At 68.3% G+C, this 14,080-nt stretch carries 10 protein-coding genes; 4 read left to right on the top strand and 6 right to left on the bottom strand.

Annotation, left to right across the window (positions count from 1 at the left end):
• Window positions 1-201: 201 nt before the first annotated feature.
• On the bottom strand, window positions 202-1,368 hold the full coding sequence (locus tag AB4Z55_RS21695; RefSeq protein ID WP_369520498.1) for a pyridoxal phosphate-dependent aminotransferase: 1,167 nt from the start codon (window positions 1,366-1,368) through the stop codon (window positions 202-204).
• Between the two features lie 93 nt (window positions 1,369-1,461).
• Here AB4Z55_RS21695 and AB4Z55_RS21690 point away from each other — a divergent pair, with 93 nt between their 5' ends.
• Together AB4Z55_RS21690 and AB4Z55_RS21685 are read left to right on the top strand one after the other, a co-directional pair.
• The gene (locus tag AB4Z55_RS21690) at window positions 1,462-2,013 is read left to right on the top strand and encodes a hypothetical protein (protein ID WP_064571305.1); all 552 of its coding nucleotides are present in this window, start codon (window positions 1,462-1,464) and stop codon (window positions 2,011-2,013) included.
• Window positions 2,014-2,029: 16 nt separating this feature from the next.
• Entirely contained in the window at window positions 2,030-3,724 is a 1,695-nt protein-coding gene (locus tag AB4Z55_RS21685) for a protein kinase (protein WP_369520497.1), read from the top strand.
• Between the two features lie 21 nt (window positions 3,725-3,745).
• On the opposite strand, the gene AB4Z55_RS21680 is transcribed toward AB4Z55_RS21685, so the two are convergent.
• The 4 genes from AB4Z55_RS21680 to allB all read right to left on the bottom strand — a co-directional run bounded on the left by AB4Z55_RS21680 (window position 3,746) and on the right by allB (window position 10,297).
• Complete coding sequence (locus AB4Z55_RS21680; RefSeq protein WP_338085706.1) at window positions 3,746-5,416, bottom strand: DNA repair helicase XPB; 1,671 nt, start codon at window positions 5,414-5,416, stop codon at window positions 3,746-3,748.
• A gap of 76 nt (window positions 5,417-5,492) precedes the next feature.
• A complete protein-coding gene (locus AB4Z55_RS21675) occupies window positions 5,493-6,422 on the bottom strand; it encodes an oxygenase MpaB family protein (protein ID WP_064571303.1) in 930 nt (309 codons plus the stop codon).
• A gap of 56 nt (window positions 6,423-6,478) precedes the next feature.
• On the bottom strand, window positions 6,479-8,827 hold the full coding sequence (locus AB4Z55_RS21670; protein ID WP_369520496.1) for a helicase-associated domain-containing protein: 2,349 nt from the start codon (window positions 8,825-8,827) through the stop codon (window positions 6,479-6,481).
• A 96-nt stretch (window positions 8,828-8,923) separates the two neighbouring features.
• Window positions 8,924-10,297, bottom strand: coding sequence for an allantoinase AllB (gene allB, locus AB4Z55_RS21665; RefSeq protein WP_004020244.1), 1,374 nt, complete (start codon window positions 10,295-10,297; stop codon window positions 8,924-8,926).
• A 248-nt stretch (window positions 10,298-10,545) separates the two neighbouring features.
• Here allB and AB4Z55_RS21660 point away from each other — a divergent pair, with 248 nt between their 5' ends.
• Together AB4Z55_RS21660 and AB4Z55_RS21655 are read left to right on the top strand one after the other, a co-directional pair.
• The gene (locus AB4Z55_RS21660; protein ID WP_004020243.1) at window positions 10,546-12,057 is read left to right on the top strand and encodes an NCS1 family nucleobase:cation symporter-1; all 1,512 of its coding nucleotides are present in this window, start codon (window positions 10,546-10,548) and stop codon (window positions 12,055-12,057) included.
• A 16-nt stretch (window positions 12,058-12,073) separates the two neighbouring features.
• Window positions 12,074-12,796: an aspartate/glutamate racemase family protein gene (locus tag AB4Z55_RS21655; RefSeq protein WP_354560398.1), complete on the top strand. Its 723-nt coding sequence runs from the start codon at window positions 12,074-12,076 to the stop codon at window positions 12,794-12,796.
• 29 nt (window positions 12,797-12,825) lie between these two features.
• Here the strand turns inward: AB4Z55_RS21655 and AB4Z55_RS21650 are convergent, their stop codons facing one another.
• Window positions 12,826-14,064 (bottom strand): CdaR family transcriptional regulator, encoded by a 1,239-nt coding sequence (locus AB4Z55_RS21650; RefSeq protein WP_101820268.1) that lies wholly within the window; start codon window positions 14,062-14,064, stop codon window positions 12,826-12,828.
• Window positions 14,065-14,080 lie beyond the last annotated feature (16 nt).

The following is a 14,080-nucleotide window of genomic DNA, read 5'->3' as shown; positions in this document are numbered from 1 at the left end:
TCGCTTCGCTCGGTGCCGGCTCAACCAGCGGGGGTGGGGCTTTTTCTGCTGGCCGAGCAGCGTCGACCGAGCGGAGCGAGGCCGCCGCGTCCGTCGAGGTCACTGAGTGGGAGTGGTTGCCTGGTGGTTTCGACTCGGCGCCTCGCTTCGCTCGGTGCCGGCTCAACCAGCGGGGGCGGTGCCGGCTCGATCAGCGAAAGATCAGAGCCGCCGAAGTCGTTCGGCGGCCTCGGCGATGACCTCGTCGCGTTTGGCGAAGGCGAACCGGAGCAGGTGGTGCCAGGGTTCGCGGTCGTCGGTGAAGACGCTCACCGGCACCGCGGCGACGCCGATGCGCTCCGGCAACGACCGGCAGAACTCGACGCCGTCGTCGACGCCGAGCGGCCGTGGGTCGGCGCAGACGAAATATGTTGCTTCGCTTCGGTGTACGGCGAAGCCCGCATCGGTCAGGGCGGTCGATATCAGGTCGCGTTTCGCCTGTAGTGCGAGAGCTGACTCGCGTACCCAACCCATCTCGTGTTCCAGGGCGTGCGCGACCGCGGGCTGGAACGGTCCGGAGCCCACGTAGGACATGTACTGCTTCGCCGTCCGTGCCGCGGCGATCAGTTCGGGCGGCCCACTCACCCAGCCGACCTTCCAGCCGGTGCAGTTGAAGGTCTTCGCAGCGCTGGAGATCCGCAACGTCCGTTCCCGCATGCCCGGCAGCGTCGCCAGCGGGGTGTGGGTCCGTCCGTCGAAGACGAGGTGTTCATAGACCTCGTCGGTGACGGCGACGACGTCGTGTTCGACGCAGAGTCGGGCGATCTCGGCGAGGTCGCCGGGCGACAGGACGGTCCCCGTCGGGTTGTGCGGGCTGTTGACCAGCACCATCGATGTCTTCGGCCCGAAGGCCGCGGCGAGCCGTTCGCGGTCCAGGCGGAAGCCGTCGCCGTCGGGTACCAGCGGTACGACGCGTCGCACGCCGCCGGCCATCGCGACGGTGGCGGCGTAGGCGTCGTAGTACGGCTCGATCATGATCACCTCGTCACCCGGTTCCACCAGGCCGACGACCGCACCCGCGATCGCCTCGGTCGCGCCGACCGTGATCAGCACCTCGCGATCCGGGTCGTAATCCAGCCCGTACAGGTCGTGCTGCGTTCGCGCGACAGCGCGCCGCAACTCCGGCACCCCGATACCCGGCGGGTACTGATTACGTCCGTCGGTGATGGCCTGGCGCGCGGCGTCGAGCATCGTCGCCGGCCCGTCGGTGTCCGGGAAGCCCTGGCCGAGGTTCACGGCATCGTGGTCGACCGCCAGCGCGGACATCTCGGCGAAGATCGTCGTGGCGAACGGACGGAGCCTGCGGGTTGTCCTGTCCTCGAATGACATGGATCCCACAGTGGCACAGGTCCACTGTGTGCGGACACCGGACCTCGTCCGAATGACGGGGTCGACGACCCCGCCGGGGCGTACGATCCGTGCATGAAAAACCCAGCAGAGGTGAAGAAGCCCGCCGGACGGGTTCGGGTGCTGGCGGCGATCGCGGGGTGCGCTGCACTGTTCGCCGTGGCGGCCTGTTCGTCGGTCGAGCGCGTCACGAACAACGTCTCCGAGCCCTCGGATGTCGCGATCGGGGAGTGCGTGGAGGTCCGCGAAGCGGACGGTAGCTCCACCGTGGAGGCGACGAAGACCGATTGTGACGGTGACGGAATGACATTCGTCGCCACCCAGGTGATCCCCGGCGAATGCGGCGAATTCGAGAACTACCTGACCTTCCCGGAGACCTCCGACAAGCTGTGCCTGATGCCGAACTTCGCCGACGGCCAGTGCTACCAGATCCCACAGTCGGCGGGCGGGTCGCTGGTCGACTTCGCGAAGATCGACTGCGCGGGCACCGCGGAATCCGGATCGGCGATCTACCGCGTCGACGCCAGCGGTGACGGCTCGCTGGAGTGCACCGAAGAACAGCTCAAGGCCACGTACGAGGTGCCCGAACCACGCGCGTTCTGCATGACCTCGGTGGGAGACGCCTGACGCGCGAGGAGGGGCGATGCCGCGCAATCCAGGCGAGCACTTCGCCGGCTACACCATCATCCGACTCGTCGGCCGCGGCGGGATGGGCGAGATCTACCTCGCGAGACACCCGCACCTGCCGCGGAACGAGGCGCTGAAGGTACTGCCCGCCGAACTCAGCCGCGACCCGATGTACCGGCAGCGGTTCGTCAAAGAAGCCGAGCACGCCTCGAGCGTCGTCCACCCGTCGATCGTGACGATCTTCAACTCCGGCGAGTACGACGGCCACCTGTGGATCGCGATGGAGTACATCGACGGCATCGACGCGCTGCGACTGCTCCGCCAGACCCCACAGGGTCTCGACACCCCGACCGTGATCGCCATCGTGCGCGCCGTCGGTGCCGCGCTTGACCGTGCGCACGCGACGGGACTCCTGCATCGCGACGTCAAACCGGCCAACATCCTGCTGCAGGGCGTGGGCGGCCCGGAGCCACGAGTCCTGCTCGCGGACTTCGGGATCGCCAAGTCCGAGCAGGACGTCAGCCATCTCACGTCGACGAACGTCTTCCTCGGCACGGTCGCCTACGCCGCCCCCGAGCAACTGCTCGGCGATCCGGTGGACGCGCGTGCGGACCAATACGCGCTCGCGGCCACCGTCTTCGAACTCCTCACCGGCCGGCCGCCGTTCCAGGGCGCCGGCACCGCGTCGATCATCGCCGGCCACCTGCAGTCGATGCCGCCGCGCCCGTCGACCCTGCGACCGGGCATCTCCGGCAGCGTCGACCCGGTGTTCGGCCGCGCCCTCGCGAAGGAGCCCGACCGCAGGTACGGATCCTGCCGCGAGTTCGCCGCCGAGCTCGAACGCGCGCTCGCGGCACCACCGCTGTCGAAGGAGCCGACGGTGCGTGCCCCGACACCCGCGCCGCCGGTTTCGGTGACCCCGCCCGCCCCGGTGGGTCCGGTTTCCTATCCGCAAGGGCCGCAGCAGCATTCGCCGTATCAGTCGCAACCGGGGACCTATCCCGGTGGGTTCGCCTCGCAGGGCGGCTACCCCTCGCAGGGTGGCTACGCGCCGCCACCGCCGAAGAAGCGGTCCGGCCTGCTGATCGCCCTCGGCTCGCTCGCGGTGATCCTCGTCCTCGCGATCGCCGCCGGGGTCGTGTACGTCGCGACACAGGTGTCGAGTGCACCGACCGCGGGCGGCACCTCGACGTCGCGCTCGACCCCGGTCGCCGGGCCGGAGACCACGACCTCCGCCGCCGACACCTCCGCTCCTCGCACCACCGACTCCTCGACGCCGGCCGTCAACGGACCGGGGGACGTCCAGGTCGGCGAATGCGTCGGCATCGCCACCGACTCCGGGTCGTCGACGAGTGTGAATGCCTCCAAGGTCGACTGCGACTCCGCCGGTCTCAATTTCTACGCCGCGTCGAAGATCGCCGCGTCCACGTCGTGCGCGAGCCCACAGAATTCGACGCTCACGTTCCCGGACAGCACGGACAAGCTCTGTCTCACACCGAATTTCTACGAGGACCTCTGCTACCTGGTCCCGCTCTCGGGTGGCTCGCTCGCCGACTACCGGGAGGCCCCGTGCGCGAGCTCGGCGACGGCGCAGACGGTCCTCGCGCGTGTCACCACGCGGTCGGACGCAACCGTGACCTGCTCCGGCGACGAGACCAAGTGGGTCTTCTTCGAACCGGAGTCGATCGGGTACTGCCTCATCGAGACCTGAGGCCGTAGGGACCGGAGGGGCTCAGTCCGCGGAGGTGGAGTCACCGATCGTCGGGCCGAGAAGGTCGTCGGCGTCGGTGATGCGGTAGGCGTAACCCTGCTCGGCCAGGAACCGCTGGCGGTGCGCCGCGTAGTCGGCGTCGAGGGTGTCGCGGGACACCACCGAGTAGAAGTGTGCTTGCCCGCCATCACGTTTCGGGCGCAGCAGCCGGCCGAGGCGCTGCGCCTCCTCCTGGCGGGAACCGAACGTCCCCGACACCTGAACCGCGACCGAGGCCTCGGGGAGGTCGATGGAGAAGTTCGCCACCTTCGACACCACGAGGGTCTGCAGCTCGCCGGAACGGAACCGGTCGAACAGCACCTCGCGCTCCTTGTTCTTCGTCGAGCCCTGGATCACCGGGGAGTCGAGTTCGCGACCGAGTTCCTCGAGCTGATCGATGTAGGCGCCGATGATCAGGGTCTGCTGACCGCGATGCTTGTCGAGGATCGCCTTGACCACGTTGACCTTGGTGTGCGCCGTCGAGCAGAGCTTGTACTTCTCCTCCGGCTCGGCGACCGCGTACTGCAGACGTTCCTCGTCGGTCAGGGTCACCCGGACCTCGACGCAGTCGGCCGGGGCGATCCACCCCTGGGCCTCGATGTCCTTCCAGGGCGCGTCGTACCGCTTGGGGCCGATGAGGCTGAAGACGTCCCCCTCGCGGCCGTCCTCGCGGACCAGGGTCGCGGTCAGGCCGAGGCGACGACGCGACTGCAGGTCGGCGGTCATCCGGAAGACGGGAGCGGGGAGGAGGTGGACCTCGTCGTAGATGATCAGACCCCAGTCGCGCGAATCGAACAGGTCGAGATTGCGGTACTCGCCCTTCGACTTCCGGGTCATCACCTGGTAGGTCGCGATCGTGACCGGTCGGATCTCCTTGCGCTCACCCGAGTACTCGCCGATCTCTTCCTCGGTGAGCGTCGTCCGCGCGATGAGTTCGCGTTTCCACTGACGACCGGCGACCGTGTTGGTCACCAGGATCAGCGTCGTCGCGCCCGCCTTGGCCATCGCCGCCGCGCCGACCATCGTCTTGCCCGCACCGCAGGGGAGGACCACCACGCCCGAGCCGCCGGCCCAGAACGAGTCGGCCGCCATCTCCTGGTAGTCCCGCAACTGCCAGTCGTCCTGGGCGAGCTCGATGGCGTGCGCCTCGCCGTCGACGTACCCGGCCAGGTCCTCGGCGGGCCAGCCGACCTTCAGCAGCACCTGCTTGAGGCGGCCGCGCTCGGAGGGATGCACGATGACGGTGTCGTCGTCGATGCGGGCACCCAGCATCGGTGCGACCTTCTTGTTGCGCATCACCTCGATGAGGACGGCCTGGTCGAGGCTGACGAGGGTGAGGCCGTGTGCCGGATGCTTCACCAGCTGCAGTCGGCCGAACCGTCCCATCGTGTCCACGACGTCCATCAGCAGCGGCTGGGGCACCGCGTAGCGCGAGTACGTCACGAGCGCGTCGACGACCTGTTCGGCATCGTGACCTGCGGCTCGGGCGTTCCACAATGCGAGCGGGGTGACGCGGTAGGTGTGGACGTGCTCGGGGGCACGTTCGAGTTCGGCGAAGGGTGCGATCGCCGCGCGCGCCGCCGCGGCGTCGGGGTGATCCACCTCGAGCAGCAGCGTCTTGTCGGATTGCACGATCAGGGGTCCATCGGTCACCCGCTCCATTGTCCAGAAAGCACCGACGATTGTCAGCGTCGGGCCTGCTCTGGAACGCGTGAGACCCCCGTCGGCCTCAGAAGACGGGGATGCCGAGCTTGCGTCGGACCCGCAGATCCACCAGGTTGAGCCGGAAGATCCCGCGCAACACGGGTGCCACCAGAGGGTCCACGAGTCGGAAGCCGGCGAGCGCCCGCTGGTACCGGCGCTCGTCGCGGTCGGACCACCGCCACCGCATCATCTCGCGGAACTCCGGCGGTAGCCCGGCTTTGATCGCGTAGGCGAGTGAGGGGCCGATCGTGATGTGCGCGAGGGTTCCCAGCGCCCCGACCCGGTACTCCAGGAACGACAGGTCGGCGAGGCTGCGGAGTTCCTCACGGACCGGGTCGTCGATGCGCAGCGCGGTCAGCTCGGTGTTCCAGTAGACGAGCAGATCGTCGTAGGTCTTCGGCCATCTGTCCCGCGGCACGTTGAGCGCGGTGCCCAACGGGTGCGACTCGGTGAGCACCATCTGCTTCTCCTCGGCGCTCAGGGGGCCGTAGAGCAGTTCGTACTGGTCGATGAAGTACTTGAGCAGGCACACCGCGACCCACAGCTGTAGGCGTGAGTCGTTGGCGCTGTAGCGGACGGGACTCGTCGCGGTCGAGTACACCTGGTCGTGGATGTGGCCGACGGCGTCGTGGATGTAGGCCTTGTCGGCGTCGGTGCCCATGAGTGCGACGGCGAGGAACGTCCCCGTCGTGCGGCCTCGTTTGATGGGCCGCTTGATCGCGTTGCCCGACGGCACGCGGCTCTCGTGGACGCCGTAACCGACCTTCGGGTTGGCGAGCTGCATGATCACGTTCGCGCCGGCGAGGGAAGGCCCGATGGCGGTGACGAGGTCGGCCGGTCGTGTCACCCGGGGGCGCTTGCGCGAGGGTTTCATCCGGGTGACGAGGTCGTGCTGATAGGTGTCAGCGACGCCACCGGGGGGTTCTCCTGCGGGGATCTCGCGAGCCGCGGTCATACCCGAGGGTACCAAGGATGAGACGTAAATCACTCCGATGTCTCTGTCTCCAGGGCTCAGGCGTCGAGCAGTTCCACGCTGGTGAGTCGATGGAGCGAGAAGCGCTGCTCGTCGTCGCGGCCCTCCTCGACGGCCACGAGTTGACCCGCGCCGAGGATCTTCGGCGTCACCACGTGCCGGCTCGCCGAGCCCTGGGCGTCGACGTACCCGACGCGCAGCCTGCGGTTGGCACGCAGGGCGAGCTGGATGAGCGCGGTCGCGGATTCGCCCCCGCCGGTGGCCCGGACCGGGGTCGTCGTGGCCGCGCCGCGAACCGGGGTGGCGGCGGCCGCCCGGTCGGTCGAGCGGATTCGCGTGACCACCGACCGTAGTTGGTCCTCGGACGGCGAATTTCGGCGCGGCTGGCTCTGCCGCCGCGCCCGCGACACCGTGACCCGACTGCCCCGCTCGCGCAGATCGACCAGGGCGCCCGACGAATCCTCACCCGCCGGAGCGAATCCCGCCGCTCGCAACTGGTCGATGACGTCGCGCACCTCTGATGGCGACACCGCGACCGTCGGCGCCAACGCGCGCAACGCGAGTGGCTCGGCAGCCGCGCTGCGCAGCACGGCGGCCAGCACCGTCGGGTCCTCACATCGGATGAACGCCGACGCCACGCCCACCCGCAACTGGCCGTGTCTGCGGGCCACGTCCTCGATGAGATACGTGAGGGATTGCGGCACCGGGGTTCTCGAATGCGTCGTGAACATCGACAACAGCTCGTTGCTGCTGCGGCCCGCGTCCAATGCCCGGCGCACGCTCTCCGGCGAGACCCGATACACCGAGGCCGCGCCGCCCGACTCCAGATCGGCGACGAGTTCGACCTGTTCCGCGAGCTCCGAGGTCATCGGGCCGGGGACGGTCAGCGTCAGATCGGCCTGCGTCAGGAAGTGATCCACCGGTTCGGGCAACGCCTTGCGCATCGCGGCGAGCACCGCCGCGTCGACATCGGCGGGGTCGGTGGCCGGTGATTCCTCGACGGTGTACGCGCGGCCGACGGTGGTCAGGGCGTCGTGCGCGACGAGACCCAACTCCCGTGCCTCACGGAGTGTTTCGGCGACGACGCGGCGACTGAAACGTCGGATCTGGCGGGGACGGTGCCAGTGCAGGTTCGCGAGGACCGTGTCGGCGGGTACCCCGACCGCGGTGCCGGCGTCGGCGAGCGTGGACAGGATGAGCTGACGTTGCACGGGCGCGTACGCATCGTGCAGGTCGGCGGCCAGGGTGGCCAACGCGTTGCCGTCCCGGTCGGGTTCGCCGACCTGCCAGGCCCGGCGCGGCATGTGCAGCCAGGCATCTGCCAGCGCGAGCCACTGACGTTCCCGCGGTTGGTGCAGCCAGGTGTCGGCGGTGGAGGTGGGTGCGAAGGACTGCTCGCCGGAATCGTTGGGCGGCGCGGGTTCCGGGAAGCCGGCGTCGATGAGCCGGAGGTAGGCGGCGAGCTCGATCAGGAACGCGACCCGTTGAGTCTCGAGGCCGGTCAGCTTCGCCAGGCGCCGCAGTTCGCGCACGCCGAGCGCGCCCGAGCGGAGCACCGCCGCCGGGGTCGCCCCGAGGACCGTGATCAGCTGGGTGAGATGACGGATGAGTTCGAGTGCCTCACCCCCTGCGGCGGCGTCGACCGCCTTGGCCCCGAAACGGGGTTTGGCGCCGGACTCGTGTAACGGCGGTGGCGTGAGAACATCTGTGTGCCAAGGCGGTTCGTCGCGAAGCACGGCGCCGACCATCGGTGGGAGCTCGACGGTCTGACTGTCGACGCGGGCGAGCAGGCCCGACGAGATGAGGCGCGCGACCGGGGACTCCGGATCGGCGTCGGGTGCCGCATCGCGGCTGCGGCCCAAGGCCGGTCCGCGTGCCAGCGTCTGCAGCAGACCGAGAGGGCGTTCGTCGAGACCGGCGATCATCGCCGCGATCTCCTCCCCGGACCGGCCGACGAGAGGTCCGGTGAGATGCCGCGCCTTCCATGGCATCGCGGATTCGAGGTGCTCGCCGGCGCACAGGGAGGAGTCATCGCCCCACAGCACCGCGCGTCGACGGAGGAGATCGATCCGGGCACGTACGGAGTCGGCATCGGCCCGTCCGGACAAGGCCTTGACCACCGTCGTGACCGACGGTCGCTTCTTCTTGTCCGGACTACGGCTGTGGCGCGCGCTGACCACCTCGAGCACCGCGACGGCGAGAACGTCGAGATCCTCGCCCGCCAGGGACAGCGACGCCGCCGACAACGCCCGCTGCGCGAGCACGCGGGTACCCGACGGTGTCGGTGAGGCGAGATCGGGGCGTTCGACGAGGAGCTCGGTCAGTGCGTCGTCGGAACGCGCGGCCAACTCATCGGCCAAGCCGGTGTGCTGGTCATCCGAACTCATTCGATCGAGCTTACCGGGGGCCTTCGACGGGGCTCAGGCAGCAGGGACCGGGGCTCAGGCAGCAGGGACCGGGGCCCAGGCAGCAGGGACGAGGAATCAGACGTCGCCGCGGCGGAGCATGCGGCCCCGGGCGGTCTCGAAGTCCACCCGCTGTCCGCGAACCCAGGTGCCCGTCACCACACCGGCAAGCGCACGACCGTCGTACGGGCTCACCGGGTTCTTGTGGTGGAGCCGGTTGACGTCGACGATCTGTGCGGACTCCGGCTCGAAGATGGCGAAGTCGGCGTCGCAACCGAGGGCGATGCGGCCCTTGGTCGGCAGGCCGGCGAGGTCGGCGGGCTTCGACGCCATCCACTCGATGACCTGCGGGAGGTCGATGCCGCGCTTCTTGGCCTCGGACCAGATGAGCGAGAGCCCGAGCTGCAGCGAGGCGACGCCGCCCCACGCGACCCCGAAGTCCCCGTTCTCGGGGTCCTTGAGGTCGACGGTCGACGGCGAGTGGTCGGAGACGATGCAGTCGATCGTGCCGGCCAGCAGTCCCTCCCACAGCAACTCACGGTTGCCGGCCTCCCGGATGGGCGGGCAGCACTTGAAGGCGGTCGCGCCGTTGGGCACCTCCTCGGCCAGCAGGGTGAGGTAGTGCGGGCAGGTCTCGACGGTGATCTTCACGCCGTCGCGCTTCGCGCTTGCCAGCATCGGCAGGGCGTCCGACGACGACAGGTGGAGCACGTGGGCGCGGACCCCGGTCCAGCGTGCGCGCTCGATCACCTCGGCGATGGCCAGGTTCTCGGCCCCGCGCGGCCGCGAGGCGAGGAAACGTCCGTACTCGTCACCTTCGGGTGACGGAGCCTTGTCGATGGCGCGGGAGTCCTCGGCGTGCACGATCATCAGCGAGTCGAACTCGGCCAGCTTGGCCATGTCGGCTTCCATCTCGTCGGCCGTCAGGTGCGGGAACTCGTCCACTCCCGAGTGCAGCAGGAAGCACTTGAAGCCGAAGACGCCGGCGTCGTGCAGTCCCCGCAGGTCGTCCTCGTTGCCGGGGATGGCGCCGCCCCAGAAACCGACGTCGATGTGCGTCTTGCCCTGCGCCGCAGCGCGCTTCTCGGCCAGTGCGTCGACGTTCACGGTGGGCGGTATCGAGTTCAGCGGCATGTCGATGAGCGTGGTGACGCCACCGGCGGCGGCCGCGCGGGTGGCCGAGTCGAAGCCCTCCCACTCGGTGCGGCCGGGCTCGTTGACGTGTACGTGGGTGTCCACCAGTCCGGGGATCATCACCTGGTCGTCGGCGAGTTCGATGACCTCGGCGCCCACGAGTCCGCTCCCGAGCGGTTCGATGGCGACGACCCGACCGTCGCGGATGCCGATCTCACGCGCGACGATGCCCGCCGTCGTCAGCGTCTGTTCGCCACGCACGACCAGGTCGAACGGGGTGTCGGAGACGGGGGCCTGGTCACCGGATTCTGAGGTCATGGGGCGGGACTCCTTGGTGGTCGCCGTGTCCTGGGTCGATCCAGAGACTAGCTCACACTATTCCTCATCATGGAATCCCGTGCTGTTATTTCGGAACGTAACTCGCGAGTAGCGCAGGGTCGTGCTATTGACAACGACCCTGAGCGTGGGGCTAACTGTCACGAACGCGGAAATCCGATTCCACATCACGGAACTCCCGCAAGTGTAGGAGCGCGGTCATCGCCGACCGTCCGACCGAAAGTGCAGAGATGAGCACTGAGCAGCACACAGTTCCCGTCGGTGAGGATGTCTCCGGTACCACCGGCGTCGTCCCGGATGGGCTGAGTCCGAAGCTCTACAACGACGACCTCGCGCCCACGAGCCGTGTCGGTCGACGCTGGAGCAGCTACAACATCTTCACGTTGTGGGCCAACGACGTCCACAGCCTGGGCAATTACGCCTTCGCCATCGGACTCTTCGCGCTCGGACTCGGCGGCTGGCAGATCCTGACCGCGCTGGTGCTGGGCGGCGTCTTCCTCTTCCTGCTGCTGAACCTCTCCGGGTTCATGGGGGAGAAGACCGGTGTGCCGTTCCCGGTGATGAGCCGCATCTCGTTCGGCATCCGTGGCGCGCAGATCCCCGCCCTCATCCGTGGCGGAGTGGCCATCGCGTGGTTCGGCATCCAGACCTACCTCGCCTCCGTCGTCCTGCGGATCATGCTGGTGGCCTTGTTCCCCGGCGCGGCCGATCTGGACACCAACCGCTTCCTCGGGCTGTCGACCCTGGGCTGGATCGCCTTCGTGTCCCTGTGGGTGATCCAGGTGATCATCGTCAGCTACGGCATGGAGATGATCCGCCGCTACGAGGCGTTCGCCGGTCCGGTCATCCTGATCACGATGGTGTCCCTCGCCATCTGGATGCTCAGCAACGCCGACTGGACCATCGCGTGGTCGACGCCCGATTCGTTGACCGGCGTGGACATGTGGCTCCAGATCATCGGTGGCGCCAGCCTCTGGGTCGCGATCTACGGCACCTTCGTCCTCAACTTCTGCGACTTCACCCGAAACGCCGAATCGCGAAAAGCCATCGTGGGCGGCAATTTCTGGGGCATCCCGCTCAACATGCTGCTGTTCGGCGGCATCGTGGTCGTCCTCGCCGGCGCGCAGTTCCGGATCAACGGCACGGTCATCGAATCGCCGGCGGACATCGTCCAGACGGTGCCCAACACCTTCCTGCTGGTGCTGGCCTGCCTCGCGCTGCTCATTCTCACCGTCGCGGTGAACCTCATGGCCAACTTCGTCGCGCCGATCTATGCGCTGTCGAACCTCTTTCCGCGGCATCTCGACTTCCGGCGCGCAGCGCTGGTCACCGCGGTCATCGGGCTGGTGATCCTGCCGTGGAACCTCTACAACTCTCCCGCGGTGATCAACTACTTCCTGGGCGGGCTCGGTGCACTTCTCGGACCGCTGTTCGGCATCGTGATGGCCGACTACTGGCTCGTCCGGCGTGCTCGGATCGATGTACCCGCGCTGTTCAGCGAGGCTCCCGACGCCGCCTACCACTACCGCGGCGGGGTGAACATGCGGGCCGTCGCCGCGCTGGTCCCGACCGCCGCCATCGCCCTGGTGATGGCGTTCGTCCCGGCCTTCGAAGTGATCTCGGAATTCTCCTGGTTCATCGGCGCCGGTCTCGGGGCGGTGGTCTACCTGGTGGTCGCCGACCGTCGCGGGCCGTTCGCCGAGGTCTCGGGCGAGCCGATCTCCGTCGCCAGCACCCACTGATCAGGAAGAAGATCTGATGCGCATCCTCGTCGCCAACGTGAACACCACCGAGTCGATGACCGAGGCCATTGCCGATTCGGCTCGATCGGTGGCCTCACCGGGCACCGAGATCGTCGGCATCACACCGCGATTCGGCGCCGACTCGTGCGAGGGCAACTTCGAGTCCTACCTCGCCGCCATCGCGGTGATGGACGCGATCCTCGCCTACCCGGAGCCGTACGACGCGGTGATCCAGGCCGGGTACGGCGAGCACGGCCGCGAGGGACTGCAGGAACTTCTGGAGGTCCCCGTCGTCGACATCACCGAGGCCGCGGCGTCGACGGCGATGTATCTGGGACACCGCTTCTCGGTCGTGACGACGCTGGATCGGACCGTCCCGCTCATCGAGGACCGGCTCAAGCTCGCCGGCCTCGATCAGCGCTGCGCATCGGTTCGGGCCTCGGGACTCGGTGTGCTCGAACTGGAGTCGGACCCGGAGCGTGCGGTCAAGGCGATCGTCGAACAGTCGACGCGCGCCGTGGCCGACGATCACGCCGAGGTGATCTGCCTCGGCTGCGGCGGAATGGCCGAGCTCGAGGAGCAGGTCCGCGAAGCGACCGGCGTCCCGATCGTCGACGGCGTGCGTTCAGCCGTCACGATCGCCGAAGGCCTTGTCCGGATGGGACTCTCGACGTCGAAGGTGCGGACCTACGCCCCGCCGCGAGAGAAGAAGATCACCGGCTGGCCGTTCCGGATCTGATCGGCAGCCGGCCGGGGTCGGTTCGACGGTCACTCACCGCCCCGCCGGACCCGCAACAGGGTGAGCGCGACGACCACCTCGGTCGGGTTCTGTGCGAACGGTGTAGGGAGCAGCTCGTCGACCCGGGCCAGGCGGCGGTCGATGGTGTTGCGGTGGGTGTACAACCGTTCGGCCGTGCTGGTCCGGTTCAGGCCCTCCTCCACATGGACGAGCACCGTCCGATGGAGAACGGGACTCGCGTCGAGGAAGTCGCCGAGGACATCTGCCACGAAACGGTCGGCGGCGGCCACGTCTCCCGAGATGAGATCGACGAGATGGACGTCTTCGTAGCGCACCACCGTCATCTGAGAATCCAGACGGACCAGAAGACGCTGCGCTGCAGCGGCATCCATATGCGTCCGGCGGAAGCCGGCCGCGCTCCGCGCCGGACGTCCGAGAGCCACGCGGACGTGCCGATGGCCGCGGAGTCGATCGATGACAGCGTCGGGCGACGGCGTGGCGGCCGTCGGAATCCAGAGCCACAACGTCGCTGTTCCGGCGACCACGGTGAGACGACGATCGGCGCCACACGCCCGCATCACCTGTTCGGCAGCGCGGTCGAGCGAGCCGACGTCGTCCTCGGAATCGACCCAGACCACCACACCGAGGTGTGATCCGGTCAGCGCATATCCCAGCTGCTCCTCGGCATGCGCGGTAGAGATGTCCGCACCCTGCAGCAGCAACTCGACCGTGGCGTATCGCTGCAACTGAGAACCGCCGGCGAGCTCGTCGGAGATCCGCCGCACATATTCGCTCAGCTCCGCCATCGCGTCGTCGGTGAACGTGGTCAGCGTGTTGCCCGAGACCTCGCACAGTTCGCGGAGCTCCGCCGGATCGTCGGTGGCGTCGAAACACGCTGTCAGCCACCATTTCCAGCAGACGCGCTGTACCGACCGCCAGGCGCCCACATCGTCGGCGACGAGACCGCGCAGCACGACATCGCGTGCGAACGTGCGCATCTCGGCCCCGCCGAGTGGCCGCACCCGCTTGCCCGGTTCGGTGATGTTGGACGTCACCCAGTGCTTGACGAGCGACACGACCAGGCGTGCGTCTGCGTCGGCGAGTGTCGGGTCGTCGGCGATCGTCCGGTACTGGGGCTCCGCGATGGACGCGGCGGTCGCGTCGGCGATGACCTCGTCCAACCGGGCGAGCAGTGTCTCGGCCAGCTCGCGGATCAACCGTGACACCGACTCGGAAGGGTCGGGCCACGGCTGATTCGGCGTCGTCATGCCAGCCAGTCTCCTC

Source organism: Gordonia sp. ABKF26 (genome assembly GCF_041103195.1).
Classification (GTDB): domain Bacteria; phylum Actinomycetota; class Actinomycetes; order Mycobacteriales; family Mycobacteriaceae; genus Gordonia; species Gordonia terrae.
This window is presented reverse-complemented; position numbering and strand designations above follow the sequence as displayed.

Bases quoted from the DNA above. Each gene is read 5' to 3' on its own strand.
- AB4Z55_RS21650 (WP_101820268.1), bottom strand. From the start codon at position 14,064: ATGACGACGCCGAATCAGCCGTGGCCCGACCCTTCCGAGTCGGTGTCA.
- AB4Z55_RS21685 (WP_369520497.1), top strand. From the start codon at position 2,030: ATGCCGCGCAATCCAGGCGAGCACTTCGCCGGCTACACCATCATCCGA.
- allB (WP_004020244.1), bottom strand. From the start codon at position 10,297: ATGACCTCAGAATCCGGTGACCAGGCCCCCGTCTCCGACACCCCGTTC.
- AB4Z55_RS21695 (WP_369520498.1), bottom strand. From the start codon at position 1,368: ATGTCATTCGAGGACAGGACAACCCGCAGGCTCCGTCCGTTCGCCACG.
- AB4Z55_RS21655 (WP_354560398.1), top strand. From the start codon at position 12,074: ATGCGCATCCTCGTCGCCAACGTGAACACCACCGAGTCGATGACCGAG.
- AB4Z55_RS21675 (WP_064571303.1), bottom strand. From the start codon at position 6,422: ATGACCGCGGCTCGCGAGATCCCCGCAGGAGAACCCCCCGGTGGCGTC.
- AB4Z55_RS21670 (WP_369520496.1), bottom strand. From the start codon at position 8,827: ATGAGTTCGGATGACCAGCACACCGGCTTGGCCGATGAGTTGGCCGCG.
- AB4Z55_RS21690 (WP_064571305.1), top strand. From the start codon at position 1,462: ATGAAAAACCCAGCAGAGGTGAAGAAGCCCGCCGGACGGGTTCGGGTG.
- AB4Z55_RS21660 (WP_004020243.1), top strand. From the start codon at position 10,546: ATGAGCACTGAGCAGCACACAGTTCCCGTCGGTGAGGATGTCTCCGGT.